Here is a 23791-nt window from a genome sequence, read left to right as displayed (position 1 = left end):
CGTTGTCTTTACCCTGGGCCTGATCTTTCACCAACACCCGCGAGCCCACCGGCACAGCGACGCCGTCGATGGTCTGCGCTCCCGCCAGAACGATAGGAGCGGTGGTGGCCACCAGCACGGACTGTTTCACGTCCTGCTGATTGATCGCATCAGTGATCGAGTCCGTGACGAACTTGCGCGTGGCGAGCACCACCGCCGGATCGATCATCAGCACCACGTTGGCCGCGCTGGAAACGATGAAGTTCATACGCACCACTTGCGTCCGGCCGGAGCCCTGGGACATCAGCGGCTTGTAGCTGGGCGCGCAGTTCGCCACGGCGACCAGGTCGCCGTCACCGTCGTACAGTCCAATCTCCCGAATCCACCACCCGCCCTCGTCAGCCGGGATGATCTGCTCGGCAATGAGGATGTTGGCGTTGGCCGTGTCTATCGACAGCTTGTTCAATGGCCGGCGGCGGCGTTCGTTGATCAGCTTCTTCTGGTTCCGGTCGGGGATTGGGTCGGTGCCGTTTGCATCACCCACGCCCATCTCGGTGAGTTTCCAGGGGATGCCCAGCGCGTCCGCATTGGCCTGTTTGGCTTCACCGACAGCGGTGAGGATCGCAAAGAACTGAGAGTTGGGATCGATCATGGGTAGATGTCCAGTGTGTCAATGGAGTGTTCCCGGCCAGCGGCGCCGATGTAGCACGTGAGGTTGATGACCCCAGGCACTGGCGGATAGATGTCGAGCGTGTCGATGGTGTGTTCGCGACCAGGGGCACCGATAACGCCCGTAGTAGCGATGTCGCGGAGGACTGGCGGATAGATGTCGATTTCATCGCCGTCGTAAGTGCTGGCGAAAAGGTTGATGGCGCCGGTGGTTTCGAGGCTGATGGCCAGGCCGGTCAGATGGCGTGTCACGGGCCTGGCGTCGTCGATGAGCCAGGTCAGCTCCTGATACATCTCCTCCGTAATGCCGGTTTCCAGAACGCCGACCTTGATGGCAAACGTGCCCGGCACGCCGTTCGGCGTGGTTTGCCACCACTCCAGCACTTCGATCAGGTAGCCGAGCGGCTCCACAATGCGACGCAACGCGCCGATGGTGCCTTTGCGAGAGTGGATGTAGTGGGACGAGCGAATCGCGGCGCGCTTTGCAGTTTCGGTCCACTTGCCATCCCAGCGGTCGACCGAGAAGGCCCAGGCCAGGTAAGGCAGCAGCTCCACTGGGCAGGTATCCGGGTTACACAGTTGTCGCAGTGGGATAGGCACGCGCTGAATCTGCGCGAGTGCCTGAGCGGCTTGGCGCTCCAGCGGCGTGGCATTGACCGGTAGCAAGTGCTGCTCAGCCATCACTCCGCGCCTCGAGTCAATTTGATGTCAGTGCAGAACGGGGCTTGGGCCTTCGTTGCGACGATATCTACCCAGCCTTCCAGCTCGACCTTGCGCACACCTTCGACATGCAGCGCGGCGTGTAGGGCTGATTCGGAAACTTCCATGCCCAGGCGACGCCGTTGATGAACGTACGCCAACAGCCGCTGCTCTGCTGCAGCCAAAATTGGTTCCGACTCCGGTCCGCTCGACAGCAGGTAAAGCTTGGCCTTGACCTGGTAATTGATGATCTGCGCACCCTGGACGGTCAGACGGTCGGCCACTGGCCGGCGGTCGTCGTCGCTTAGGTACCTGCTGACGATGGCAAGTAGCTCGGGCGGCGCCGTGCCGTCCCCCAAGAACGATTGCACCGTGACCACGGCGACGGCGGGTGAGGGGCTTTCGGCTGTGGCGTCGGCTACGCGCCCATCAGCCGCACGAGCATGAAAGATGTAGCTGTTGCGCGGACCGGCGGTGCTGAGCCCCTCCCAAGCCATCTGCGCGCGCTCGCGCAAGCTGTCGTCGCCTTCCATCAACTTAGGGATGGGCGGTACAGCGTTGGCTTTGCCTTCTTGAATGACCAAGCGTTTGACGTTGAAGTTGGCGGCCAGCTGTTCCAGATCAGTGCCACGCGCGGTCGCGAGCAGGTTAGCGAGTGAGGCTTCGTTGACCCTCTGGCGCCAGACCGTTTCGCGGTAAGCGTTTTCCTGCAGCAACTTGGTCAACGGCTCCGATTCAATCTCCAGGCGTGTCGCGATTTGGGTCTGCTCCTCAGGGGGCCAGAGGCTGATCATGTACGCTTTGCGCTCGGCCAGGATCTTTTCGAAGTCGACCTGCTCGACGATCTGCGGCGCGGGCAGTTGGCTGAGGTCGATGGCGGCAAAGCTATTCATACACTGCCTCCCAGCTGCAGCGGCACGCTGAGGCTCAGCGGTTCATTGGTGTCCACCACCGAGCCTTCCAGATCGATCGAAGCCTGCCCCTGCATGTTGGCTCCTACGAACTGCACGCGGCTCAGGCTGATGCGGGTTTCCCAACGCATCAACGCCATGACAGCGGCGGCGTAGACGCGCAGGCGCGTGACGTCGTTGAAAGGGTGGTCCACCAGCTCTGGCAACAGGCTGCCGTATTCGCGGCGCATAACGCGGGTGCCAATACGGGTACTGAGAATGTCGGTGACCGACTGACTGATGTGCTCGCGCTCGCCGATGGCGCCGCCGGTTTGTCTGTTCATGATGGGATCGGCGCCCCGGACTGGTCACCGCCTTGTTTGACGCCGGTGTGCAGATGTTTGACCAAGCTGACCCCGGCCGCGATCACGTCAATCGACACGTCAACGCGACCGGTGATGGTCTGATTCCCAGTTTGGATGTAGTCGCCCTGGTGCGTGATGTCGCCCACCAGGTTGATGCCGCCTTTGCTGATCAGATTGGTGGAGCCGCCATCGACCAGCGTGGCATTCAAGTGGTGAGCCACGCTGTCGTACTCAATCACCGTGCCGTCCGCGTAGGTACGGCGGTGCAGGCCGGGGCGATTGCCATTGGCCGGGATGTGGTCGCTGAACACGCCTGTTACGACGATGCCGTTGGCGAGCTGGCCTGACGGACTGAACAGCATCACCTGTTCGCCGAGGGTGGGCGGGTCCCACTCGCGGTCAGTCCCGGCGCGCAACGCCAGCCAGGGTAGCCAGGCTGTGGTCAGTGTTCCGGTGGTGACCTGCACGCGCGGGGGCTCCATCTGCACGGCGGAGATGACGCCGAAGCGGATGAGGTTTTCGAGCAGGCGGGAGAGGGAGGCTAAGTCGTTCATGGCGCCGATGTTGGCGCCACGCGAGCACGACTGCAGCTCTGAAGAGTTGTATCGGGGGGAGTTACAAACTGAAATTAGGTGTTATTAATCGGTGGTTTTGTTTTTGGAGGTCGAACCGGCCGAGGAGGGATTCTGTCCGCTATGGATTGGGCAGCTTTACCACTAATCACTGTTCGGTGAATGAACTGTTCCAGAGTTGTCAGTAGCGTCTTGAATTCATCACGGTTTGGAGACCAAGCGCGATGCGCTGCTGCACTTCCCGCATCGGTAACCACCTCCAAATTCTTCGACTCTGTTTCACCGATAAACCCTTCATTAAAAAGATGTTTTACCTTTGCTTCCAAGGAAAGTGAGGGGTCAATTTTTAGAATTTCTGTACTGCGATCAAATGCTGTTCTTAGACCAACTGAAGCGAGAATAAATGAAGAGTTTTCATACGCCTGATACATTTCATTAAGAATGGAAAATAGCTGAGGGTCGATTGTCGCGATGTCCCAAACCCAGTCGGGCTTCTCAGTTTCCTTTTCTGGCGCAGGGAAGGTTATGTTTGTAGTCGGGTGACACATAACGTCTTGCTTTGATTCTTTGTCATAGACATAGTCGTAATCCTCCGAGTGCCAGCTCGACTGGTGGAAGAAGACCTCTTCGCAACCGCAGCACTCAGCCAACCGGTAAACAGTATGTCCCCATTGCTCATGCATTCCGTCTGACCAGTCCCAAGGTCGATCCAGTTGGCCGTGAACGAAACAGACTCTAACGCCATTGCACCGCGGGCAGTGAGCTTTGAACGTTTGATCCATGTCCGTTATTTCTCCTTGTAGAAGGCTGGCTCTTAATCAGCAATATTTTGCATATCCTTTTACTCGCTCCTCGACATCAAAGTAAATGGTATCGAGCTATGTCAGCTACGTTGAATAGATGAAGTGCTCAAGCACAGAGTCTCGAATTTGATCCAAGTCTCTGGCGGTAAAACCTAATACCTCACGCTGTTCGTAGCGCACTTCGGGCGCATCACGCTCCGCACGGTCCTTTAATCCGAATTGATGAACCCTGGCGATGCGCGAGATCCGTCCGGTGAAACCCACGGTCACGGCATTGCTGTCGCCTCTTGCTTTCATGTAGGTTGCGGTACGCAGTTTTCTGAACATCTCAACTTTTCGCCGGACGCGGCCTTGCTTGCCACGCAAGTCGCGCTTCTTCCGTGGCGCGAACTTGCTGCCGTCCGGGTTTTCCTGCAGCAGCACGCGTTTTTGTTGGCTGCGCCGCAGTTCCTGACCTATGGACCGAGCGAGCTGGTTACGGGCTGCTGGCTGCAGTTGCTCCAGCAAACCGGCCGCCCAGCTCTCCAGAGCCTGCAGCTTACTGTCCATCAGTTACTACCCATTCGCCGGCATTGCCCTGGGAGCCCGGCACCCAATTCGGATCAAGGTAACCCGCTACACGTTGCGGCTCGCCGGCATGCTTCACGGTGGTATTGCCTTGAGCGTCCTTGCCCACCACCACTCGCTCGGTCAGATGCAGCGTCAGGCTGAGGTCTACCTTGTCCTTGTCGAGAATATCCGCCTCGAACTGAATGCCGTTCTGCGACCTTTCATAGTTTTCCAGCAGCTCTGGTTGGTTGATGCTGATCCACCCCAGCACCGGCAGCATCACGCTGTCGGGGTGCCCCGCGAAGCCCGTCATAATGATTTGCAGGTCGTAGCTGTATTCAAAAGAAAGGCTTGCAGCGGCAGTGCAGCGGACCTTGCCGTTGTCGATGAAGATCAGCAGTAGGTCCGGGTTGTGCTGGAACTCGGCAACGGTGGCCAGCAGGTGGGCACGCAGGCTCTCAGGCTTGTTCATTTAGCTGCCTGCTGATGTTGATAGATCATGTCGACCTGGGCGGCGCACTCGGCCCAGGCAGCTTCGACGCGGTCCTGGTCGGTCAGTTGATCACCGTTAACGAGCGGGCTGGTCGCCGGCAGTTGGCAGGGCACCACGGCCGGACATCCAGTCACGGTAAGCTGCGGCGCCGGTGAGGACGGGGCGCTCGCGCAGCCGGCGAGCAGCGTCAGGCAGAGGCTGAGCAGCCCAGTCGCGTAGTTCGTCATTTTCACGTTTCAGTGCCTCTATGGTTTGCGCGCGCTTTGCCAAGGCCTGGCGCAGTTGGTCTTGCTGGGCGCGCAAAGCGGATTGGCTTTCGCGTTCCTGCTGCAGGGTATCGGCGAGGGTGTTTGCGGTCCGGAGATTGCGGTTTGCATCTTCGCGGGCTGTTTTCGCGGCGTCATACGCTCGCGCGACTTGGCCTTCAGCGACATCAATGCGCTGTTGCTGGACCCATATGAACAGCGCCAGGGCGCCGAGCAGGGCTATGCCATACAGAGCCTGGCGCAACGTGCTCACGCGCGGTACCAGCCGAGTTTGTTCATGGCTGCGGTGTTGAGCTGCTTGATCGGGCCGCGCACGATTACCGCCCTCGCGTTGTTCATCAACTGGATGCACTCGGCCAGCCTTACCATGTCTTCCTGTTCGGTCGATTCCGGCACCACCAGCAGATCGCCGTCCTGTACCCGTAATTTCTGCACCGCTTCGAAGTCGATCATGCCGCCACCCCTTGCCCGCACTCGCAGCTGGCGTGTCGTTCATAGGCGCGCTGGAGCTTGGTGTCGTAGAGATTGCGTAAGTAGTCCGGGCCGTTGTAGAGCCGGGCAAACTCGGCCCATTTGCGGGCTTTCAGCGCCTTGTGCAGAACGGGGTCGGTTTCGATGAAGCGGGTGAACGCGTCGAACTGCTGCGATTCGCCGGCACTCATCGCCGCCACGAAGTCCTGCACGCTGCCGTAGCCAAGGCGCTCCCAGTGATAGCCCATGATCTGGAAGGCGCCCCAGGATGCCGACTCAAGTGCGGCCGTGTCGTCGATCAGCCGGGCCATGGCCAGGCGCTGGTGTTCGGCGGTACCGCCGATGTAGCCACCGGCCTTAGGGTTCACCAGGGCGGGATTGGTCGCGGCCAGCTCATCGGCATGGCGCTTGATCTCCGCCGGATCGTCGCCCGCGCGTCGCACCTTCGCGAGTTGTCGGTACATGACGTGCCGTTCGAACAGGATCACCGGCTTGCCGTTTTCGAGGAAGCCCTTGCCTTTCGATTCCACTTCGTTGACCGCGTAAATGCTCGCCAGTGGCACATCCAGGCGCTGGGCAGCGGCTACCAGGTCGTTATTGCGCAACAGCTGGGCACAGTCGCCACCGGCCAGGCTGGCTTGGGTTTTGTCTCCCGCAACGCCGTCGGCCACCAGGCCCACTTTCGTTTGGTAGGCGCGGACTGCCGCCTCGGTGGTGTCACCGTAGTGGCCGTCTGGTGCCAGTTTGGCGCCGTTCCTGTTGAGATTTTTTTGCAGGATAAGTACCGCTTGCGAGCGGTCGCCGTGGCGAAGGGTGGTGGTCATGCGCTGGGCCTCAACAGGGCGGCGACGTTGCCGCGTGAACGGAAAATCAGGATGCAGAGCAGCACGATGGACGCGGCCTGGCCGAGGCTTGTGGGCTGGCGGTCCAGCAGGATTTCCAGACCGCAGATGCACAACACGGCGCCGAACAGGCTTGCCAACAGCGAAATGCTGCGCCGGTACCGCGCATCGCCTCGCGTGTAGCAGGCCAGGCGCAGTGCGCTCAGCAGGTAGGCGATTGCCGTGATCAACTGCACGGCCAGTTCGATGTTCGGCATGTCAGGTGCCCCCTCGGATGCGACGCCAGATGTCCCAGATATCCGCCTTTTCCACCCACACCATCAGCTTGATGCTGATCGGGATGACCACCAGGGCACAGAGGAAAGCGCTACCGCCGCTGGTGATGAACGGGATTGCTTGCAAGGCCATGGGGGCGAACAGATAGCCCACCCCTGCTGACAGGAACAGGGAGCCCAGGCGCTGCCAGACCTTGAGATCGCGCTTGGTGCTGGTGACCAGCCAGGCGCCGAGAATGGCGCCGAATAGCGCCCCGTCGTCGATGACCGGCGTGACGCTCGCCAGGCCCAGGCCGATCAGCAGGCCGGACACAACGCTGGAAGTTGGATCAGCCATGGTGTGGGGTTCCTTGGTTGCGGTGGGTCAGTCCCATAGGTTCACCATCTGCCGTTGGGGCGCGTTGGTTTGGGCTTCTGGCATGTTGATTAGGAGGCCTTGCGGCAGCACCGGGCCGTGGTCGGCCAGGCCGGGGTTCGCCTGCAGCACCGCTTCGGTAACCCCAGCGGTTCGGCCGTAGTACCGCCAACACAGCGCGTCGACGGTTTCGTTTTGGTTGGCGCGAAGGGCGACGGGCATCAGATCAGCTCCACGGTGGTACGGTTTTTCCCGAGAAAATCACGAATTGCCCAGCGCAGGTCGCGCCGGTAGTCGTCGATGGTGGGGGCAACCTCTTCGGCCTTGGTGTTGCCGGCGTTGGTGGCGCTGTAGTCGCGGTATCGCTCGCACACTTCCGCACCGGTGCCGGCTTCGATGGCGCGACGGTAGAGGTGGGCCTTTACCGATATGTCTTTGATGCGGTCACCGGGGACGTCGGCCAGCGTGGCGTAGCCGGCGGACTGTTGAGTGGCTCGCCAGTCGCTTAACTCGCGATTGAGGTTAATGGCGGCAGCGATCACGGCGGTTTCCAGGCGAGCCGGGGTAACACTGGCGTCGATGCGCAGGGTGGCGCGCAGGTTGTCCAGGTCAATCGACGGCCAGAACGGGTCGGTGTTGATGTGGCCGCTGGCGACGGTGCCGCTCGCTACAAATGCGCTCATGAGACTGCACTCAAAAATAGGACGCCGGTGGTCGGGGCTTCACGTTCAGGAGGAGCGGCCTGGCCGATCCGCCCCGAGCCGGCGGGGTGCGTGGGGACGCTCAGTTAGCTGCAGGAGCAGCGTATTTTTTGAGGAGACGCTCGACGCGCTCCAAATCCTTCTTGCCGCCGCAGTTGGTGTTCAGCTCGATGGCACGGGACAGATATTTTTTCGAGGACTCCAGGTGAGACAGGGCGGCCACCTTGCTTTCCGACGTGTCGTCGTCGGAAACCATCTCCGCGAAAGCCTTGCCCAGGGCCAGATGCAGCTTGGCTTTGGCTTGGTCGGGCATGTCTTCTTCACCCGCAATTTGCTCGGTGCGCAGCAGCAGATCCACGTCGAACGTGCCACCGGCCTTCTGCGCCTTCAGGGCAACTTCGGCAATTTCTTCGGCAATGATGGTGCCGGTAGTGCGTTCGAAGCGGTCAGGCATCAGCAAGGCGTGCTGGATGACGTACTCGGCAATGTCCAGGGCGCCGGCAAAGTCGCCGGCATCCATTCGCCAAACCATCAAAGTGGTCAGAACCTGGTCCTGCGCGCCTTTGCCGCCTGCCAGAACGCCTTCGACGTATGGGATGTATTCGGGCAGCAGTTGTTTTTTCAGCTCTGCTTTGCCCTCGGTGGACTGCACCTGTTTCAGGCGCAAGTAGTCCTGTTGAAGCTTCGCCAAGTGCAGTTCGTAAACGGTGGAACCTTCCATGGTCATAGCTGGGCCGGCCACGGCAGCCGCTGCAACGGCTGCTGTGACGCGCTGGAAGTGACGGCGGCAAGGATTGGTCATGGTTGCGCGCCTCAGCTCAGGGTGATGTTTTCGGCCATGGCTGCGCAGCCAAGGTCTTCAATCACGTAGGCTTCGTTGACCGACTCGTAGTTCTCGATACGGTCGCGCTTGGCGTTATCCACCACGGTGCGGCGGCGGGTGCCTTCCTGCCAGTAGATCGACAGGTTGTCCAGGCGCGTCACCAGCAGCCCGTTGGCCGGGAAGTGAGGCACTCGCACGGCTGGCAAGTTACCGATGCGCTTCTGGCTGGTGACGATATCGGCCGCGAGCATCTCAGTTGGTGCCTGGGTCTTGTTGATGATCGGGAAGTACTTGTCGGCCAGCAGCTGGCGTCCGCAGATCACCACCAGGTCAGTGTCTTCCTGGTACCAAGGCTCAATGAACTCGTTGACCATGCTGATGACCAGGGCGTCGATGTTCTCGAAGTCCTTGCCCGCACCGATCTGGATCTTGCCGCTGCCGTCGACCACTTCGTTCAAAACGCGAGCGGAGTTTTCTACGCGCATTTTCTGCAGCCAGCCGACGTTCACATCCTGCAGCAGCTTGTTGATGTCCGGTTTGGACGTCGCGGCACGGCTGGTGCCGTTCCAACCGATCATGATCCGGTTGAGCGCTTGAGCCCTGATGATGGCGTCGCGGATACGGGCTTGGAAGTCTTTGAACTTGGCCCATTGGTCCAGCTTCTGGTAACGCAGGCCGGTATCAAAGTTGGTTTGGGTGCAGGTGTACCCACGGTTGTCCAGGCCGGTAGGGTCACGCGGCTCGCGGTCTTGCTGAGTGGTATCGGTGGTGCCGGCGATTGTGCCGTCGATGCCAATGCCGATTTTTTCACCCGATTGTTCGGACACGCCATACACGTTGATCGAGCTGAGAAACGCGCTCGACTCCTGCATACGGGTTTCCAACGTCTGGGCGACTGATGGAGCGGCTGTAAATTTGGTGGTGACGTCGCTCACGCCGTGCAGTTGGGCAAGCTGTTGCAAGTAGGCGTTGAAAAGGACGCGGGTATCGTTACGCATGGTGTTCTCCGATGTTCCTTGGCTGGGTGTTGTCCGTGAGATGGATCAGCAGTCGGTGACGAGTGCGCCGTCACCGCCCGTAGCCGGCGGGCGAACGGAGTACTGCGGTTTCTGGCCGGTGGTGTCCGGGGTTTTTTCGAGCTGTTGAACCAACGCCGTGAAGTCGGCAGACAGCTTTTCGTGAGCGGTCTGCAGCTTTTCGCGGGCGGTTTTTTCGGCGGTAAAGGCTTCACCCTGACCGGCGACATGCTCGGCCATGGCTTCAACGGCCTCGCCGAGTTCAGTGAATAGAGCGGCGTCCTTGCCTTCCTTGTCCTTGCTCTTGCCGAGAAGATCGAGAACGCGGCTGAACAAGCCTGCGACTTTGCCGCTTTCGTCCTCAACTTCTTCGAATTCAAGTTCAATCTCGACGACTTCAGAGAAGAGGTTGCCGGGATCGCGTTTGCGACTGGTCAGCGGATTCATGTCGGGGTGCTGAGCGCTGAAGGTCAGCATCTCGGTCCCCAGGCTGGCAGGGGTGTCGGTGACCGCGATGCCGTCCAGATAGGCGCGCCCGGTGTCTGCGAACTTCGGCCGAATCTCGATGCTGGTGTACAACTTCTGCCGCGCCTTGTTCATGGCGACCAGGTCGGCGGTTGGCTCGATTTGGGCGAACAAGGCCAGTTTCTTGGCACCGGCGATTTCGACTTCTTCAGTCTTCAGCGCGACCACGTCGCCGTAAGCCCGAAAAGGGCTGTCGGGCAGCATGCTGCGCATGTGCTCGATCCAAACTCGCGCACCATAGGTGTTCTGGCTGTAGGTTTCGGCTGCGTCGACCAGCCATTGGCGTTCGATCTGGCGACCATCGGTAGTGGCGCCTTCAACGGCGACGCGGAAGAACTTGGAGCGTTGTTTCTTGGCTGGGTTGTCGGTTTTGCCGGCCATGCGTGAATCCCTCAGTGCGGTGGCAGTCTGCCTTGGCGATGAGGGCATGTTGTTGAGCGCGGGCGCGACGGGCAACGAGGCGCTGTTGTAGATCGTTGATCTACAAGGGGCGGAGCGGGAACTGTTCGCGCGCGGGCGGCAGCATCTGCGCCATGAATGCCATCGTCGAACTACCTACCGATCACCGCCGCCACGCCAAGCACCTGTATTGGCAGGGCTACCGCGTGTGCGAGATCGCTGAGTTGATCGGGGAGAAGGAAAAAACGCTGCACAGCTGGAAGGCCCGGGACGAATGGGACCGCGCGACACCGCTGGAGCGTATCCAGGCCGCGACCGAAGCGCGCCTGGTACAGCTGATTCTGAAAGACCCCAAATCAGGGTCCGACTACAAGGAAATTGACCTGTTGCACCGTCAACTGGAGCGGCAAGCCCGCATTCAGCGCTTCAACGACGGCGGTACCGAAACCGAGCTGAATCCGAACCTGGCCAGGCGCAACGACGGGCCGAAGAAAGCGCCGAAGCGCAACGAGTTCGACGAAGAACACATCGAAAAGCTGACTGAGGCGTTCATTGACGGCTGTTTCGGTTATCAGCTGGATTGGTACAAAGCGGGTAGCCAGCGAACACGGGCGATCCTCAAGTCACGGCAGATCGGCGCGACTTACTACTTCGCTCGTGAAGCGCTGATCGATGCGCTGACGACTGGTCGCAACCAGATATTCCTGTCGGCCTCGAAAAACCAGGCGCATATCTTCAAGGCCTACATCCAAGCCTTTGCCCGCGAGGTGGTGGGTGTCGAGCTGACGGGCGACCCGATCATTCTGGGGAATGGTGCGGAGCTGCACTTCCTGGGTACCAACGCTCGGACCGCGCAGGGTTACCACGGCAACTTCTACTTCGACGAATTCTTCTGGACGTTCAAGTTCAAGGAACTCAATAAAGTCGCCAGCGGCATGGCGATGCAGAAGCAGTACCGCCGGACCTACTTTTCGACGCCTTCCAGCATGGCGCACGAGGCCTATACGTTCTGGACGGGCGAGCGGTTCAACAAGGGCAAACCGGCGGCGCAACGGGTAAAAATCGACGTCTCCCATGACGCCCTGCAGCAGGGGCGGCTGTGTGAGGACCGGGTATGGCGGCAGATCGTCACCATCCTCGACGCGGAGGACCGTGGCTGCGATCTGTTCGACCTCGACGAGCTGCGCCAGGAGTACGACGCCGAGGCTTTCCAGAACCTGCTGATGTGCCAGTTCATCGACGACGGGGCCAGCATTTTTCCGCTTGCGATGCTGCAGCCTTGCATGGTCGACAGCTGGGATCTGTGGGCCGAGGACTACAAACCGTTTGCCGCGCGCCCGTTTGGGGACCGTCAGGTCTGGGTTGGCTATGACCCTGCCGAGAGCGGCGACAGCGCTGCGCTGGTGGTAATTGCTCCACCCACAGTTCCCGGTGGCAAGTTCCGCGTGCTGGAGAGACACCAATTCCGGGGAATGGACTTCGCTGCGCAGGCGGAATCGATCCGCCAGGTGACCAGGCGTTACTGGGTGACCTACATCGGTATCGACATCACGGGCATGGGGTCCGGCGTGGCGCAGCTGGTGAAACAGTTCTTCCCGAACATTACGACGTTCAGCTACTCGCCCGAGGTCAAAACGCGCCTGGTGTTGAAGGCTTACGACGTCATCAAGAACGGCCGTCTGGAGTTCGATGCTGGTTGGACGGACATGGCGCAGTCGTTGATGGCTATCCGTAAAACAGTCACCGCCTCCGGGCGCCAGTTCACTTACACGGCCGGTCGTACCGACGAGACAGGTCATGCCGACTTGGCGTGGGCGACCTTCCACGCCCTGCATAACGAGCCTCTTGAAGGGCAGACCACGGCCAATACCGGATTTATGGAGTCCTACTGATGAGCAGACGTAAGCGCGAAACCCAACTGACCACCGTTCTGCCAACCATTGCAGGGGACGTGCTCCCGCCCGAATCCGGTCCGGTTGAGGCGTTCACCTTCGGTGATCCGGCGCCTGTGCTCGATAGCAGGGAGATCCTCGACTATCTGGAGTGCTGGGCCAATGGTCGTTGGTTCGAGACACCTATGTCGATGGACGGCCTGGCCAAAACGACGCGCGCCAGCGTGTACCTACAGTCCGGTCTCAACTTCAAGCGCAACATGCTTGCCCGGACATTCGTGCCTCACCGGCTGCTGTCCCGTCAGGCGTTTGAGCAGTTCGCCCTGGACTGGCTCTGGTGCGGCAACTGTTATCTGGAAAAGCGCAACAACATGCTCCGCAACGCCATGGGCCTGTTGCCGCCGCTGGCGAAGTACATGCGCCGTGGCGTGGACATGGAGACCTATTACCAAGTGCGCGGTTGGAAAGACGAACACGAGTTCGTACCGGGTTCGATCTGCCATCTGCGTGAGGCTGACATCAATCAGGAAATTTACGGTTTGCCCGAGTGGCTGGCAGCTCTGCAGAGCGCGTTGCTCAACGAGAGCGCCACGCTGTTCCGCCGCAAGTACTACAACAACGGCAGTCACGCCGGGTTCATCCTGTATATGACCGACGCGGCGCAGAAGGAAGAGGACATCGACTCACTGCGCACCGCGCTGAAGAACTCGAAAGGGCCAGGTAACTTTCGCAACCTGTTCGTGTACGCGCCTGCCGGCAAGAAGGATGGCATTCAGCTCATCCCGGTGAGCGAAGTGGCCGCGAAGGATGAATTCAGCTCAATCAAGAACATCAGCCGCGACGATCTGCTCGCGGCGTTGCGCATTCCACCCCAACTGATGGGCATCGTGCCGCAGAACGCGGGCGGCTTCGGGTCGTTGCGGGAGGCTGCTGAAGTTTGGGCGGTCAACGAGCTGGAACCGTTGCAGGCCAGGCTGGCCCAGGTAAACGAGTGGCTGGGTGAAGAGGTTGTCAGCTTCAAAGAATTTGAGCTTCCAACGGGGGGAAAGTAGTACCCCCGCGCAGTAAACGAGGCGACGAGCTGGTGCGCTAACACCCGCTCGACGCTGAATCACTCGAACACGCCGAGTGCTCCAACCAAGGCCTCGCCCCACTGCGCAGGGGGTGCGAAGCCTAAGCGAATCCAATTGTCAAAACAAGGATCACTTATGAGCACACCGATTATCCCGTGGATGGGCGGCAAGCGCCGCCTGGCAGATCGCCTAATTCCATTGTTTCCGCCGCATGAATGCTACGTCGAAGTCTTCGCTGGCGGCGCCGCGCTGTACTTCATGCGTCCCCAGGCCGCACCGGTTGAAGTCCTGAACGACATCAATGGAGACCTGGTGACGCTTTACCGCGTTGTGCAGAACCACCTGGAAGAGTTCGTGCGCCAATTCAAATGGGCGCTCAGCTCACGCCAGGTGTTCGAATGGCAAAAGATGACCAGGCCCGAGACGCTCACTGACATCCAGAGGGCAGCGCGTTTTTTCTATCTGCAGCACCATGCTTTTGCGGGGAAGGTCAGCGGGCAGACATTCGGCACCGCCACCACAGGGCCTGCCGTCAACCTGCTGCGGATCGAGGAGAACCTGTCCGCAGCCTGGCAGCGTTTGTCCGGCACGTACGTCGAAAACCTGGGGTGGCTGGAATGTGCCGAACGTTACGACCGGCCGCATACCTTCCATTACATGGACCCGCCTTACTGGCAGACCGCTGGCTATGGTGTCGATTTCCCTTTCGAAAACTACGAGCGCATGGCTGAGTTCATGCGGCGCTGCAAAGGCAAAGTGATGGTCAGCATCAACGACCATCCCGATATCCGGCGGGTGTTTGAGGGGTTTCACTTCGAAACGGTGGATATCCGCTATAGCACGGCGAATCAACGGCAAGGCAAGGCCGAGGTGAGCGGGGAGCTGGTGATCATGAACTGGGAGCCAAACGCCTTCGGTGGGCTGTTTTAGCCCACCGGCTGAATCAAGCCCGCGCCTTTGTTCTTAACGTTGCCCACAGCGACGTCGACCTTGAACCATTCAAACGCCTCGGCCGGCTCGCCTTGATGCAGCACCATCTGCTCGGCACGCTCTTTGGGCGTTGCCGGGTCCAGCCATTCACGGGCCAGGTCCGGGGTCAACACCACGGGCCGCCGGTCATGGATGTCCACCATGCCGCCGGCACTGTCGGCGGTGATGATCACAAAGCCATCATGCTCACCTGGGCCTTCGTCAGCGTTGGGTAGCTGGCCGATAGCCGCGCAGTAGATCGGCGCCCCGTCGCGACGGCGGATCAGGTAAGGCTGCTTCTTCGGCCCGCCTTCATCGACCCATTCAAACCAGTTATTGATCGGTGTGATTGCCCTATGCGGCCAAATCGCCCGGAAGAAAGGGCCGTGGGCCACCTTCTCGACACGGGCGTTGATAGGTGCGGCGCGGTCCTTGGCCCAGTGCGGTCGCCATCCCCAGCGCACCGGATCAGCCAGCAGCAATTCGCCTTGTACATGGAGCAGGGCGACCTGTGTGGTGGGGGCGACGTTGTATCGCTCCAGGGGCAGTTCGCCGACCGAGTTGACCATGGCGTTCGGCATGCTGAGGGCCGCGACGAAGTCATGAATGCCGCTGTACTGTGAAAGGCGTCCGCACATGACTGTCTCCGCTCGTCGGGCCTGATGAACAGCCGCGCGCGGGCCGATCTCTACACTGTAGACACCGGTACCGGAGATTCGTCATGACAACCGATATACAGCAGGTCAACGAGATGGAAGCGTGGCATGCACTGCTGAACGATTCGGAATTTGAAGCCGGCTCACCAGAATATCGTTATGAAACGCGCCTGGCCCTTGCTGACAATATGCTTGAGCGCAAGGTGATTGATTGCGGTGAATGGCGAGAGCTGGTCGAGGAGGCCGTTGCTGGTTATGCGGGCGACGTCGGCTGAGTGCCAGCTGTACTGACAAAGCCGTTACCAGCGCAGTTGCTGCAATCTTCGCGCTGTCCGAATCGGTCCAGGCAGGCACCGCACTTGGTGAACTGGGCAGAGAGGAGTAGGGGGCGGGCCTTTCGATAGCTCTCAAAATCGCGGCTTTCCAAGGCGACCTGTGCGCAATCTACCAGTGCACGATAGGTATCGGCATCGCAGATGATTGGGTAGACCTTCCCATAGATAAACTGCGCGGTCTGTACCAAATCGTACAGCTCACCAGATGGCGCGGTAAGCACCAGCCCATTTATCGCCCAAGCCTGGTTGTCGCTCCGAAACACCAAACGCAAGTCAGTCTTATCGCGAAATACCTTTCCATCAAACCCATCAGCACCTGGACCGATGGATGAGTAATAGGTGTTGCTTCGGATGTACCCGACGCACTCCGATGTCGCTTGTCGAATGACGTCATAGTAGCCGCCATACGTGTACCCCGCAGGTGTGGTGACCAGCTCTTCAACCGCATGCCAGTAAGCCGCGTCGGCCAGCTCATCCATCTCAAATTGCTCCATCTCATCAATGACCCCTGCCTCCAACATGTCACGAGTCTCCCACCGGCACATCATTCGATAAGCCTCGGGGTTATCCATCCGGGACGCGTTGTCGTCGAGGATTCTTCGCCATTTGGCGAGCCATTCCTTTTTGAGTTCTGTAGGGGACATGAGAGTGACTGCTTATTTTTACTGTATGCACATACAGTAAACGAGGTCTGTCATTGATGCGATTTGAGGCGACGAGCTGTAGGGAGAGACGGCGCTGACGGAACACCGGGGCAGCGACGTGCTACACGCCGTGGGTAGCAGGGGCTGCACCTGGCGCGCGCCGTCGTCCCCCCACCTCGCCTGCGGGCTAAATGGGTCGTTTTTTCTGCACGCCTGCGGACCACTCTCGGCGGCTCAGGCTGGGCGCCTGCTTGGTGTTTTGGAGGGGGCAGAAACCTGCGGAACCCTGCGAGGGTGGATATTTTACGCAACGCTTATAAGCACGCACGAGCGGCTGAAATCAGTAGGTGCCTCGGGAAAAAGGTTAGTTTTTTTTTGAAGGGGGGCGTTGGGCTTGGAAGGCCCGTGTTTGTTGGGCTTGAGACCTAACTTTGATGGGTTAGGTTGGGTTAGGTTAAAGGTTAGTAATTCCTAACTGCCTGTTTTTAAAGGAATTAATATATTGAATATTTAACACTAATAAAGGTTAGGAAATAACCAGACATAACCCAAAAGCTAACCTTGCCAATCCTTCGAAAAGCCATAGCAGACAAGGCTTTCAGGGCACCCAGCAAAAAACTAACCCTCCTAACCTATTTCCCGTGGGTCAACATGAAAACGCAAGATGTGCCTAGGGCGGGGCACTTTTGAAGCTGCATGCTGCAATGCGCAGTACTCAAGACCTTTACGTTCACGCGCCCGCTCTCTCACCCACACAGGGGAGCCGGCAGAATTCGGAATTGTCGTACGGAAAGCAATGCCGACGGTAGGGACTGCGGCTCTGGGCTTCTACCGAGCTTTTACTTGCGATAGATGCCTTTGATGTTGCACTCGGGGACGAACGGAGTGCAGCCGCTGATGTTGTAGACATGGCTTGCAAATGACGGCTTGGGATCGCCTTTGACCCTTGCCTTGTCCACTGTGAATACGCTGCTATAGCGCCTGGACTGCGGATATTCAATGCCGCGACTGTTGTACGAGAAGATGTCCTTGACGCCCAGCAGGCTTACTTCCGTGCCTACCGACTTTGACCCCAAAAACTGACCAAGCTTGTCTCTGATGTTGCAGTAGTTGCTGCCCATATGCCCATTGCAGTTGTGGGTGCCCACGGTGATCTTGGACTCGTACAGCGTCGTAAGAAAGTACTTGCCCAGCGTGTCACGCATCTCTTCGAGCACGGACTCTGGGACATGCCATGTGTAGGTGACCTTGATATCGACAGTCTTTGATGTGCTCGACAGGATTTCGAGCACTGGATCATCGATCTGAAGGCTATCGCGGTACTTCACCAGCACGTTGTCAGTGATGTCCTGGACGGCTTCTCGGTATAGCTGTTCGACCGTTTTGTGGGCCTTGACCTGGTCTTCGAGCGTCGCAGCAGCTGCAGTTGAGGAAAGCGCTGAGATGAAGAGAATGAGGGGCTTCATGGGCATCCTAGCGTGAGTGGCTTCCATGCCACCATCGTACCAGCTTAGGTCTCACGGCCTGCAAACGAAGTGGCCTCGACCTACAAACCGGCAGTAATCTTTCAGGAGGTGAGTGGTAAAAAAGTGGTACGGGGTTTTCTGCGGTGCGCTACAAGGCACGTATTACAAGGCCCGTGGAATCAGTCGCTCCAATCCATCATGGGTGCGACGGAGAAGCGGCGGGAGAGGGGGGCGGCTTGTAGGGGCATTGGGGGTCTGAGTCAACGTGGCGAATGGGGCGCAGTTTATCAGGGATGGATGGTGGGTGTCGGAGAGGGTGTTCCGTGCTGTTCAACACTTATGGAATCGATACCCCCATTGGCACTGCCCACTCCCGAGTCCGTTTAACCTGTCCTTTGCGGCCCATAGAAGGAAACTGGGCGAGTTTGTCGATGCTTTTGAAAACAGAATCGGAGACGTCGCCGGCCGCCGTGGGATTTTCGAGGGCAATATCGCTAGCTTCGTCTTCAAGGTTCTTGAGTGCCTTTCAAGCCATTCAACCTGTGTTCTGGCTCCAACGCCTAGCGCTTTCGGAACTGCGTGATGCAGTACGCAGTCCTCACAACCTTTACGCTCACATTTCACTCACACAGCCTCAGATGCTTACAAGTGGATGACGCCGCAGGATCGGAGCGACAGACATCCACTACAGAATTGGGCCTCAGCGGGGTTAATCGCGGCGGCTCGCATCTGAAATTATGCACAAATGCATTTTTTGTTGCCTTTCGACCTGTATGTACATACAGTGTGTGTGCGACATGATGAAGAGTGCACAAGACGGGGATTTTTGTTCTTTGAGTTCTCAAAAACAGAAAATTTGAGAGCCGAAGCCGTTCGTCAGATCGTAGTAAGGTGATGGGATAACTCGCCGTTCATTTTACTGAGATATGAGACTTTTGAACTGAATAGCGAAAAGGAAATTCACTATGGCTAATGACGATACGATTTATTTACCACCAATTGTAATCAACGATATTAATAAATATGAACCTCAGACATTCGGAGGAGGTGGTGGTGACAGTGATTTCTCACATAGTCACACCGGACAGCTCATTAACGCTGCAACGCGTACTTATGTACTTAACACATATCCCCCTATGATTTCCAAGAATGTTAATGATCAGGAGGCGAGCTTTGCGACGAATCTACAATCTATGCCAGAAACTATTTCAAAAAGTATTGCTGCAATAGAACAAAATGAAGGTGGCCCGGCGAGCGAAGTCGATAAAATCGAACAGCATATTCGTTCGGTAGATACGCTGATCGCTCAAAAAGCACAGGTTTCCGCTGCTCAAAAAGTGATTGCTGATAAGTACTACTACGGAGACTTCTTTCGTTTCCCGACTATGCAATTTATTAAAGATGCAATCAGCGGGAGCAAGACAAATTACCCTCCGGATAAGAACTATAAAGAATGGTACGCCTCACTTGAGGCTGCGTATGCTGCGAAATACAGCAACCGCGAGATCGATTATTTGAATGCCTTGAAGCAGAACCTTCAAGCGCAGGCTAATCAAGCACGCGCAGACGCCGAGGCAAAACGTATTGCCGATGAGGCGGCTGCAGCAGAGGCTGCAAGGGTAGCAGCTGAAGCGGCCGCAGCAGAGGCTGCTAGGGTAGCCGCTGAAGCCGCAGCACTTAAAGCTGCTCACACGTTCAGGCTGCCCGGAGCTGGCGCTACGCAACTGACTGCGGCAGCAGGCTCTATTGCCGTCACGGCAGGTTCAGGCGTTACGTTGGAGGCGGCGATTAAAGCGGCTAAGGTAGCGCTGGGTACAGTTGTGAGTGCGGCAACGGCGGTCGGTATTGGAGCTTTGACGTATTCAGAGTCCCTTGGCAACGGGGAGCTGCCCGCGACAATGCTGGACCTGCCCGCTAAGGAACTGGCGCCTAGCCTGCCTGATAATCTTCTCGAGGTAGCGGCGGCTGCTGGGACGGTTGATGTGCCATATCGGCTTTATGGTGATCAATCGAAGTATTCCGTAGTCGCCACACAGGTTACTGGGGGACTAGCCCCCACTATTTCGGTAAGGGCATTGGTGCTTGATCCTGTGGCCAACGCCTATACGTTTACTACAACCGATACACCGCCGATCACTCTGGCATTCCCGATTGCATTACCAGGAAATAGCTCAACGGCAACTCCGGCACAGCCGGTGGAAACTCCGGTATACACCGGCATCACTCTGACTCCAATTGAGGTCAAAGCCGTGCCGTTTCCGATCGCCAGCCAATTGGGCATCCGAGACGCTATTTATGTTTACCCCGCAGATTCGGGGTTGCCGCCGATTTACGCGGTATTTAGTAGTCCGTACGAAGGCGCCACTACTAAAGGTATACACAGCGGGCGGGTGTACAATCCTGATAAAGCCGGAGGTCCAACACAAGATCTTGATTGGGCAACGGCAACGGTGACTCAGGAAGGTATTGATCTGGTTAAACTGCATACGTCACGATTCGTACCTTCTGATGCTAATAAGATCATGATTGATCGGCTAGAAAAGATCCTAAGTGGTCACATATCTATTACGGATGTTGATAAACGATTTTACACCCATGAAATGCGAGAGTTGGAACGTTACAGGGCGATCGGGGTCGCTGATGGAGTAGAAGGAAATGTTTGGAATAATGCCCATACTGCAACCTTGGAAGACTATAAACTGAGAGATGCTGACGATTTGTTCTATACGCCGGAAGCCATCGCTGCAGAAATTAAACAAGTATATGGAGAGTAAAATGAGTAACATTAATGATGTGGTAGTCGCTGAAGAGCCGAGGGATGTAGTTCTTTTTATTGTAAGAAACAAACCAATTTCGTATCCAATGCTAGACCGACTCTACAGCAGGAATGGGTGGGCGAATATTTCAAATAACCTAGAGCTTTTGAAGCTTATTGAAAATATGGAGCTCGAAGGGGTGGTTGAACATGTTGATGGAGGAATAAGGAAAGGTCCAAACTGGAATGCGCCGGCCTTCATGGTTGAAAATAAGTATACGTTGAGTGATATTTAGGTTTGCAAAAAACCCGGCTCAAGCTGGGTTTTTTATACTTGTACTTTAAAAGGTTATCCCTCTCCGTATTCTGGATGCTATTGATGTTTGTGCTGTTTGGTATACCCAAATGGGCCATGGGCATTAGACGTTATTTTCGTATTACAAGGATCTGAATGCCCTTTCGAGATGCGTCACGACGAACGTCTAGAACCTAATGAGACAAAACAGGACTGTCGGAGTGATGCAAACAGCGTGAGCCCGCCTCAATGGAATGCAAGCCAGCTCCATCGAATGCAAGTCTGCTTGCCTTTAATCTGAGCCGGGACATTTGACTGGTGCAGCTAATATGAGCCAGAAATTCTGCTGAACGCTAGCCCGCGTGTTTTCAAACGTGAGCCGCTACATTTAGGTTCACGCGTGCGCACTCTCATCCACATAGCGTCAGATATTGACGTTTGCAGGGGGTGTTGGAATTGGAGCGACATCAAAGAGCGTGTACGGGGACAGGCCTTTTAAGAAATATCCCACGCTTTTCTCGGCTTGCCCCTCAGACCCTCCCTAGCTAACCTCCCCCAGCCGCTGCCAATCCAGCGGTCGGATGTGGAAGTCCGTACCAAGCTAAGACGCAATCGTCACAAACACCTACCGGCGTTTTTTTACGCCTGTATCATGTGTTTCGGCGGCTGTGCGCGGGGCACTTCGGTGCACCGGGTCCTTAGCCCTGGTCTTCCACACCTGCGTACAGCTGCCACCTCTCATGTGGAAGTGAGACTGGTAGTTCCTGAATAGTTAAGGAGCTTCGCCATGTACAAAGTCACACCTAACCCGCCTCATGCATCAAGCGCTTCATCCCAAAACGCCAAGCTTCAAGCAGCGGCCCAGCGGGCCATTCATCACTACCTGCCGCCAGATGAAGACGCCTCGCCCCTCCACCAACCCACCACCAACCTCTTCACCGTTACCCCCAACATCGACACCGAAACCCTCCTGGCCAACGCCGCCGAAAATCTGGCGTCCGCCAGCCAAATGGCCGCAACCCTGGCCTTCGACGTCGAAGAACCCCACCGCGCCATCGTGTTGGGCATCCAGCAACTGATCGAGCTAAGCGAGCTTTTAGTCGACCGCGCCCAGGACCAGGTCGCACCTGCCAGCGGTAAGCCAACCGCCTGACCGTCCCGTCCGCCGCCTTACCCCAAGGCGGCAACCTGAACCCATCCTGTCACTCGCCAAAGTTTCATCATCACCTTTGCCCGCGGGGTCTACGATCCGCTTAAGCGAGGACCGCCGTGCCTCCAACCCACCGGGAACCGAAATCAGTTTGATCTCCAGTGGAGCGGGTGGCGTCAGTGGCCGCCTGGCATGCGCCGGGCGATCAGGTAGATGCCCAGGCCGACCAGTGCGGTAGCGGCGCCGATGTAGCCGGTGCTGGTCCAGCCGTACCCGGCGCTAATTGCCATGCCGCCGAACCACGGCCCCAGCGCGTTCGCCAGGTTGAACGCGGCGTGGTTGGATGCCGCCGCGAGGCTTGGGGCTTCGTGGGCGATGTCCATCAGGCGGATCTGCAGCGGCGCGGCCATGGCGATCATGGTGCCGACCAGGCCGATGCCCAGCAGTACGCTCCACAGCGAGCTGGCGGCGAAGGTGAAGAAAATCAGTACGGCCATCGACCACACCATGATCCAGCCCACCGCGCGAAACTGCAGGCGGTCAAACAGCTTGCCGCCGGCAATATTCCCGATGATCCCGCCCACGCCGAATGCGGCCAGGCCGAAGGGGATCCACTGTGGCGACACTTTGGTCACTTCCAGCATGGTCGGCGCCAGGTAGCTGAACACGCAGAACATCCCGGCAAACCCGATCGCGCCGATAGCCAGAGCCATCCAAACCTGGGGTTTAGTGAAGGCGCGCAGTTCCTTGCGCGGGTCGCTGCGTTGTTCGTCGTGGCGATGGGGCACGAATTGCCAGACCAGGGCAATGGTGCACAGGGCGATGGCGCTGACCAGTACGAACGCCGAGCGCCAGCCCAGGTGTTGGCCGAGGAAGGTGGCGATGGGGTTGCCCAGCAGCATGGCCAGCGTAAGGCCCAGCATCACCCGCGCCACGGCGCCGGCGCGTTTGTCGCTGGGCACCATGCTGGAGGCCACCACGGCGGCGATGCCGAAGTAGGCGCCGTGGGGCAGGCCGCTGATAAAGCGAAAGGCCACCAGCGAGCCGAAGGTCGGGGTAAAGGCGGTGGCCAGGTTGCCCAGGGCGTACAGGCCCATCAGCAGCAGCAACATGTGTTTGCGCAGCAGCTTGGCGCCAAGGATGGCCAGCAGCGGCGCGCCGACCATCACGCCCAACGCGTAGGCGCTGATGGCGTGGCCGACCTGGGGTTCGCTCAGGCCCAGGTTCTGGGCGATGTCCGGCATCAGGCCCATGATGGCGAATTCGCCGGTGCCGATCGCGAAGGCGCCCACGGCCATGGCCGCTTCCATTTTGGCGGCGCTGCGCGCGGGCAGTACGTGCCCGGGTGTTGGGTGGATTGACATGGATCGCTCTTAGTAAAGGGGGTACGTGGAGGCGCCGCCGATGCTACGCAAGCAACGGCGAAGGTGTCTAGAACAGTCGTTTTGGTCAGAGTTCCATCACAGTGGCCAGCCTGTGACCCCACGTCGCGCCCGCCAGGCTTGACACTGAGGCCGATCAGGCGCGTGAAAACCCTCGTTTTGGAGCTGTCAATTGGCCAAACAGCGCATAAAGGCCTTTTGCCGTGATATTCTGCGCGCCGTCCTGGTCTGGCCTGCTCCCCAAACGTACACCTGTATACGTTGCGGTGGGCGGCTGTCGCCAGGCAGCTGAAGCCAATAATGATAAGAAGTCAGCGCAGAAGGGACATAACAGTGAGGTCGATCCATCGGCCTTGTGTGCCCACCCTGCGGCCCTGAAGTGACTGTGCACACCCCGCGGTGCGTTGCCTGGCGCAGCGTGATGGAGGGGTGCCCAGGCTTGGGAGCAGTGGGGCGGATGGCGTTTTATCATAGGTGCTACG

Annotated in this window: 30 protein-coding genes and 1 pseudogene; 7 read left to right on the top strand and 24 right to left on the bottom strand. The window is 58.3% G+C overall.

The annotated features are described in order from the left end of the window. The 19 genes and pseudogenes from QRN10_RS22340 to QRN10_RS22250 all read right to left on the bottom strand — a co-directional run. Positions 1-631 (bottom strand): phage tail protein (locus QRN10_RS22340; RefSeq protein WP_285429167.1); only part of this gene is annotated, 631 nt, incomplete at its 3' end. After that, positions 628-1329 (bottom strand): phage tail protein I, encoded by a 702-nt coding sequence (locus QRN10_RS22335; protein WP_285429166.1) that lies wholly within the window; start codon positions 1327-1329, stop codon positions 628-630. The genes QRN10_RS22340 and QRN10_RS22335, both read right to left, overlap by 4 nt. Continuing rightward, positions 1329-2240 (bottom strand): baseplate assembly protein, encoded by a 912-nt coding sequence (locus QRN10_RS22330; RefSeq protein ID WP_285429165.1) that lies wholly within the window; start codon positions 2238-2240, stop codon positions 1329-1331. Before QRN10_RS22330 ends, QRN10_RS22335 begins: the two co-directional genes overlap by 1 nt. Beyond that, positions 2237-2581, bottom strand: a complete 345-nt coding sequence (locus QRN10_RS22325; protein ID WP_040269160.1) for a GPW/gp25 family protein — start codon at positions 2579-2581, stop codon at positions 2237-2239. The genes QRN10_RS22330 and QRN10_RS22325 overlap by 4 nt, the downstream gene beginning before the upstream one ends. Continuing rightward, positions 2578-3156, bottom strand: coding sequence for a phage baseplate assembly protein V (locus tag QRN10_RS22320; RefSeq protein WP_285429164.1), 579 nt, complete (start codon positions 3154-3156; stop codon positions 2578-2580). The genes QRN10_RS22325 and QRN10_RS22320 overlap by 4 nt, the downstream gene beginning before the upstream one ends. Positions 3157-3230: 74 nt before the next feature. Then, positions 3231-3956, bottom strand: coding sequence for a DUF4145 domain-containing protein (locus QRN10_RS22315; RefSeq protein WP_285429163.1), 726 nt, complete (start codon positions 3954-3956; stop codon positions 3231-3233). Positions 3957-4061: 105 nt separating this feature from the next. Next, positions 4062-4526: a phage virion morphogenesis protein gene (locus QRN10_RS22310; protein ID WP_285429162.1), complete on the bottom strand. Its 465-nt coding sequence runs from the start codon at positions 4524-4526 to the stop codon at positions 4062-4064. Then, positions 4516-4998, bottom strand: a complete 483-nt coding sequence (locus tag QRN10_RS22305; protein WP_285429161.1) for a phage tail protein — start codon at positions 4996-4998, stop codon at positions 4516-4518. Before QRN10_RS22305 ends, QRN10_RS22310 begins: the two co-directional genes overlap by 11 nt. Continuing rightward, a pseudogene (lysC, locus tag QRN10_RS22300) lies at positions 4995-5180 on the bottom strand (Rz1-like lysis system protein LysC); the annotation flags it as partial. The pseudogene lysC and the gene QRN10_RS22305, both read right to left, overlap by 4 nt. After that, positions 5095-5538: an Rz-like lysis system protein LysB gene (gene lysB / locus QRN10_RS22295; RefSeq protein WP_285429160.1), complete on the bottom strand. Its 444-nt coding sequence runs from the start codon at positions 5536-5538 to the stop codon at positions 5095-5097. The gene lysB and the pseudogene lysC, both read right to left, overlap by 86 nt. Next, complete coding sequence (locus tag QRN10_RS22290) at positions 5535-5738, bottom strand: hypothetical protein (protein ID WP_040269153.1); 204 nt, start codon at positions 5736-5738, stop codon at positions 5535-5537. The genes lysB and QRN10_RS22290 overlap by 4 nt, the downstream gene beginning before the upstream one ends. Continuing rightward, a complete protein-coding gene (locus QRN10_RS22285) occupies positions 5735-6580 on the bottom strand; it encodes an N-acetylmuramidase domain-containing protein (RefSeq protein ID WP_285429159.1) in 846 nt (281 codons plus the stop codon). Before QRN10_RS22285 ends, QRN10_RS22290 begins: the two co-directional genes overlap by 4 nt. Next, entirely contained in the window at positions 6577-6855 is a 279-nt protein-coding gene (locus tag QRN10_RS22280; RefSeq protein WP_198712351.1) for a phage holin family protein, read from the bottom strand. The genes QRN10_RS22285 and QRN10_RS22280 overlap by 4 nt, the downstream gene beginning before the upstream one ends. A gap of 1 nt (position 6856) precedes the next feature. Further along, positions 6857-7210 carry a putative holin gene (locus QRN10_RS22275; protein WP_019818195.1) on the bottom strand — a complete coding sequence of 118 codons (354 nt, stop codon included), beginning with the start codon at positions 7208-7210 and terminating at the stop codon, positions 6857-6859. Positions 7211-7237: 27 nt separating this feature from the next. Continuing rightward, positions 7238-7450: a tail protein X gene (locus QRN10_RS22270; RefSeq protein WP_040269147.1), complete on the bottom strand. Its 213-nt coding sequence runs from the start codon at positions 7448-7450 to the stop codon at positions 7238-7240. Further along, a complete protein-coding gene (locus QRN10_RS22265; RefSeq protein WP_285429158.1) occupies positions 7450-7911 on the bottom strand; it encodes a head completion/stabilization protein in 462 nt (153 codons plus the stop codon). Before QRN10_RS22265 ends, QRN10_RS22270 begins: the two co-directional genes overlap by 1 nt. A 100-nt stretch (positions 7912-8011) precedes the next feature. Next, positions 8012-8731, bottom strand: a complete 720-nt coding sequence (gpM, locus tag QRN10_RS22260) for a phage terminase small subunit (RefSeq protein ID WP_285429157.1) — start codon at positions 8729-8731, stop codon at positions 8012-8014. Between the two features lie 11 nt (positions 8732-8742). Continuing rightward, positions 8743-9750 (bottom strand): phage major capsid protein, P2 family, encoded by a 1008-nt coding sequence (locus QRN10_RS22255; RefSeq protein WP_285429156.1) that lies wholly within the window; start codon positions 9748-9750, stop codon positions 8743-8745. A 45-nt stretch (positions 9751-9795) separates the two neighbouring features. Beyond that, positions 9796-10674, bottom strand: a complete 879-nt coding sequence (locus tag QRN10_RS22250) for a GPO family capsid scaffolding protein (RefSeq protein WP_040269143.1) — start codon at positions 10672-10674, stop codon at positions 9796-9798. A gap of 152 nt (positions 10675-10826) precedes the next feature. Between QRN10_RS22250 and QRN10_RS22245 the strand changes: the two genes are divergently transcribed. The 3 genes from QRN10_RS22245 to QRN10_RS22235 all read left to right on the top strand — a co-directional run bounded on the left by QRN10_RS22245 (position 10827) and on the right by QRN10_RS22235 (position 14587). After that, complete coding sequence (locus QRN10_RS22245; RefSeq protein ID WP_285429155.1) at positions 10827-12584, top strand: terminase ATPase subunit family protein; 1758 nt, start codon at positions 10827-10829, stop codon at positions 12582-12584. Further along, positions 12584-13636 carry a phage portal protein gene (locus QRN10_RS22240; protein ID WP_198712346.1) on the top strand — a complete coding sequence of 351 codons (1053 nt, stop codon included), beginning with the start codon at positions 12584-12586 and terminating at the stop codon, positions 13634-13636. Before QRN10_RS22245 ends, QRN10_RS22240 begins: the two co-directional genes overlap by 1 nt. Positions 13637-13792: 156 nt before the next feature. Then, the gene (locus QRN10_RS22235; protein ID WP_285429154.1) at positions 13793-14587 is read left to right on the top strand and encodes a DNA adenine methylase; all 795 of its coding nucleotides are present in this window, start codon (positions 13793-13795) and stop codon (positions 14585-14587) included. On the opposite strand, the gene QRN10_RS22230 is transcribed toward QRN10_RS22235, so the two are convergent. Then, a complete protein-coding gene (locus QRN10_RS22230; protein ID WP_285429153.1) occupies positions 14584-15264 on the bottom strand; it encodes an SOS response-associated peptidase family protein in 681 nt (226 codons plus the stop codon). The two genes, QRN10_RS22235 and QRN10_RS22230, sit on opposite strands and share 4 nt — an antisense overlap. Positions 15265-15347: 83 nt before the next feature. Between QRN10_RS22230 and QRN10_RS22225 the strand changes: the two genes are divergently transcribed. Continuing rightward, on the top strand, positions 15348-15557 hold the full coding sequence (locus tag QRN10_RS22225; RefSeq protein ID WP_181079540.1) for a hypothetical protein: 210 nt from the start codon (positions 15348-15350) through the stop codon (positions 15555-15557). Here QRN10_RS22225 and QRN10_RS22220 read toward each other — a convergent pair. The 3 genes from QRN10_RS22220 to QRN10_RS22210 all read right to left on the bottom strand — a co-directional run bounded on the left by QRN10_RS22220 (position 15536) and on the right by QRN10_RS22210 (position 18217). Further along, positions 15536-16261 carry a hypothetical protein gene (locus tag QRN10_RS22220; RefSeq protein ID WP_285429152.1) on the bottom strand — a complete coding sequence of 242 codons (726 nt, stop codon included), beginning with the start codon at positions 16259-16261 and terminating at the stop codon, positions 15536-15538. The genes QRN10_RS22225 and QRN10_RS22220 overlap by 22 nt on opposite strands. An 839-nt stretch (positions 16262-17100) precedes the next feature. Further along, positions 17101-17727, bottom strand: a complete 627-nt coding sequence (locus tag QRN10_RS22215; protein ID WP_285429151.1) for a hypothetical protein — start codon at positions 17725-17727, stop codon at positions 17101-17103. A gap of 337 nt (positions 17728-18064) precedes the next feature. Beyond that, entirely contained in the window at positions 18065-18217 is a 153-nt protein-coding gene (locus QRN10_RS22210; protein WP_285429170.1) for a type II toxin-antitoxin system RelE/ParE family toxin, read from the bottom strand. 475 nt (positions 18218-18692) lie between these two features. Here QRN10_RS22210 and QRN10_RS22205 point away from each other — a divergent pair, with 475 nt between their 5' ends. From QRN10_RS22205 to QRN10_RS22195, 3 genes are all read left to right on the top strand, one after another. Continuing rightward, on the top strand, positions 18693-20501 hold the full coding sequence (locus QRN10_RS22205; protein ID WP_285429150.1) for an S-type pyocin domain-containing protein: 1809 nt from the start codon (positions 18693-18695) through the stop codon (positions 20499-20501). A 1-nt stretch (position 20502) separates the two neighbouring features. Then, positions 20503-20778 (top strand): hypothetical protein, encoded by a 276-nt coding sequence (locus QRN10_RS22200; protein WP_181078173.1) that lies wholly within the window; start codon positions 20503-20505, stop codon positions 20776-20778. A 786-nt stretch (positions 20779-21564) separates the two neighbouring features. After that, on the top strand, positions 21565-21930 hold the full coding sequence (locus tag QRN10_RS22195) for a DUF6124 family protein (RefSeq protein WP_266248513.1): 366 nt from the start codon (positions 21565-21567) through the stop codon (positions 21928-21930). Positions 21931-22103: 173 nt separating this feature from the next. Here QRN10_RS22195 and QRN10_RS22190 read toward each other — a convergent pair whose 3' ends face one another. Beyond that, positions 22104-23291: an MFS transporter gene (locus QRN10_RS22190; RefSeq protein ID WP_181078176.1), complete on the bottom strand. Its 1188-nt coding sequence runs from the start codon at positions 23289-23291 to the stop codon at positions 22104-22106. Positions 23292-23791: the final 500 nt, after the last annotated feature.

Source organism: Pseudomonas sp. lyk4-R2A-8 (assembly GCF_030209095.1).
GTDB classification, from domain to species: Bacteria; Pseudomonadota; Gammaproteobacteria; order Pseudomonadales; family Pseudomonadaceae; genus Aquipseudomonas; species Aquipseudomonas quebecensis.
Note: the sequence above shows the minus strand (reverse complement) of the source record. Positions and strands in the feature narration are given on the sequence as shown.

Excerpts from the sequence above, each read along its gene's own strand:
- QRN10_RS22335 (WP_285429166.1), bottom strand. The coding sequence starts at position 1,329 with ATGGCTGAGCAGCACTTGCTACCGGTCAATGCCACGCCGCTGGAGCGC.
- QRN10_RS22330 (WP_285429165.1), bottom strand. The coding sequence starts at position 2,240 with ATGAATAGCTTTGCCGCCATCGACCTCAGCCAACTGCCCGCGCCGCAG.
- QRN10_RS22325 (WP_040269160.1), bottom strand. The coding sequence starts at position 2,581 with ATGAACAGACAAACCGGCGGCGCCATCGGCGAGCGCGAGCACATCAGT.
- QRN10_RS22320 (WP_285429164.1), bottom strand. The coding sequence starts at position 3,156 with ATGAACGACTTAGCCTCCCTCTCCCGCCTGCTCGAAAACCTCATCCGC.
- QRN10_RS22315 (WP_285429163.1), bottom strand. The coding sequence starts at position 3,956 with ATGGATCAAACGTTCAAAGCTCACTGCCCGCGGTGCAATGGCGTTAGA.
- QRN10_RS22310 (WP_285429162.1), bottom strand. The coding sequence starts at position 4,526 with ATGGACAGTAAGCTGCAGGCTCTGGAGAGCTGGGCGGCCGGTTTGCTG.
- QRN10_RS22305 (WP_285429161.1), bottom strand. The coding sequence starts at position 4,998 with ATGAACAAGCCTGAGAGCCTGCGTGCCCACCTGCTGGCCACCGTTGCC.
- QRN10_RS22290 (WP_040269153.1), bottom strand. The coding sequence starts at position 5,738 with ATGATCGACTTCGAAGCGGTGCAGAAATTACGGGTACAGGACGGCGAT.
- QRN10_RS22285 (WP_285429159.1), bottom strand. The coding sequence starts at position 6,580 with ATGACCACCACCCTTCGCCACGGCGACCGCTCGCAAGCGGTACTTATC.
- QRN10_RS22280 (WP_198712351.1), bottom strand. The coding sequence starts at position 6,855 with ATGCCGAACATCGAACTGGCCGTGCAGTTGATCACGGCAATCGCCTAC.
- QRN10_RS22275 (WP_019818195.1), bottom strand. The coding sequence starts at position 7,210 with ATGGCTGATCCAACTTCCAGCGTTGTGTCCGGCCTGCTGATCGGCCTG.
- QRN10_RS22270 (WP_040269147.1), bottom strand. The coding sequence starts at position 7,450 with ATGCCCGTCGCCCTTCGCGCCAACCAAAACGAAACCGTCGACGCGCTG.
- QRN10_RS22265 (WP_285429158.1), bottom strand. The coding sequence starts at position 7,911 with ATGAGCGCATTTGTAGCGAGCGGCACCGTCGCCAGCGGCCACATCAAC.
- gpM (WP_285429157.1), bottom strand. The coding sequence starts at position 8,731 with ATGACCAATCCTTGCCGCCGTCACTTCCAGCGCGTCACAGCAGCCGTT.
- QRN10_RS22255 (WP_285429156.1), bottom strand. The coding sequence starts at position 9,750 with ATGCGTAACGATACCCGCGTCCTTTTCAACGCCTACTTGCAACAGCTT.
- QRN10_RS22250 (WP_040269143.1), bottom strand. The coding sequence starts at position 10,674 with ATGGCCGGCAAAACCGACAACCCAGCCAAGAAACAACGCTCCAAGTTC.
- QRN10_RS22245 (WP_285429155.1), top strand. The coding sequence starts at position 10,827 with ATGAATGCCATCGTCGAACTACCTACCGATCACCGCCGCCACGCCAAG.
- QRN10_RS22240 (WP_198712346.1), top strand. The coding sequence starts at position 12,584 with ATGAGCAGACGTAAGCGCGAAACCCAACTGACCACCGTTCTGCCAACC.
- QRN10_RS22235 (WP_285429154.1), top strand. The coding sequence starts at position 13,793 with ATGAGCACACCGATTATCCCGTGGATGGGCGGCAAGCGCCGCCTGGCA.
- QRN10_RS22230 (WP_285429153.1), bottom strand. The coding sequence starts at position 15,264 with ATGTGCGGACGCCTTTCACAGTACAGCGGCATTCATGACTTCGTCGCG.
- QRN10_RS22225 (WP_181079540.1), top strand. The coding sequence starts at position 15,348 with ATGACAACCGATATACAGCAGGTCAACGAGATGGAAGCGTGGCATGCA.
- QRN10_RS22220 (WP_285429152.1), bottom strand. The coding sequence starts at position 16,261 with ATGTCCCCTACAGAACTCAAAAAGGAATGGCTCGCCAAATGGCGAAGA.
- QRN10_RS22215 (WP_285429151.1), bottom strand. The coding sequence starts at position 17,727 with ATGAAGCCCCTCATTCTCTTCATCTCAGCGCTTTCCTCAACTGCAGCT.
- QRN10_RS22205 (WP_285429150.1), top strand. The coding sequence starts at position 18,693 with ATGGCTAATGACGATACGATTTATTTACCACCAATTGTAATCAACGAT.
- QRN10_RS22200 (WP_181078173.1), top strand. The coding sequence starts at position 20,503 with ATGAGTAACATTAATGATGTGGTAGTCGCTGAAGAGCCGAGGGATGTA.
- QRN10_RS22195 (WP_266248513.1), top strand. The coding sequence starts at position 21,565 with ATGTACAAAGTCACACCTAACCCGCCTCATGCATCAAGCGCTTCATCC.
- QRN10_RS22190 (WP_181078176.1), bottom strand. The coding sequence starts at position 23,291 with ATGTCAATCCACCCAACACCCGGGCACGTACTGCCCGCGCGCAGCGCC.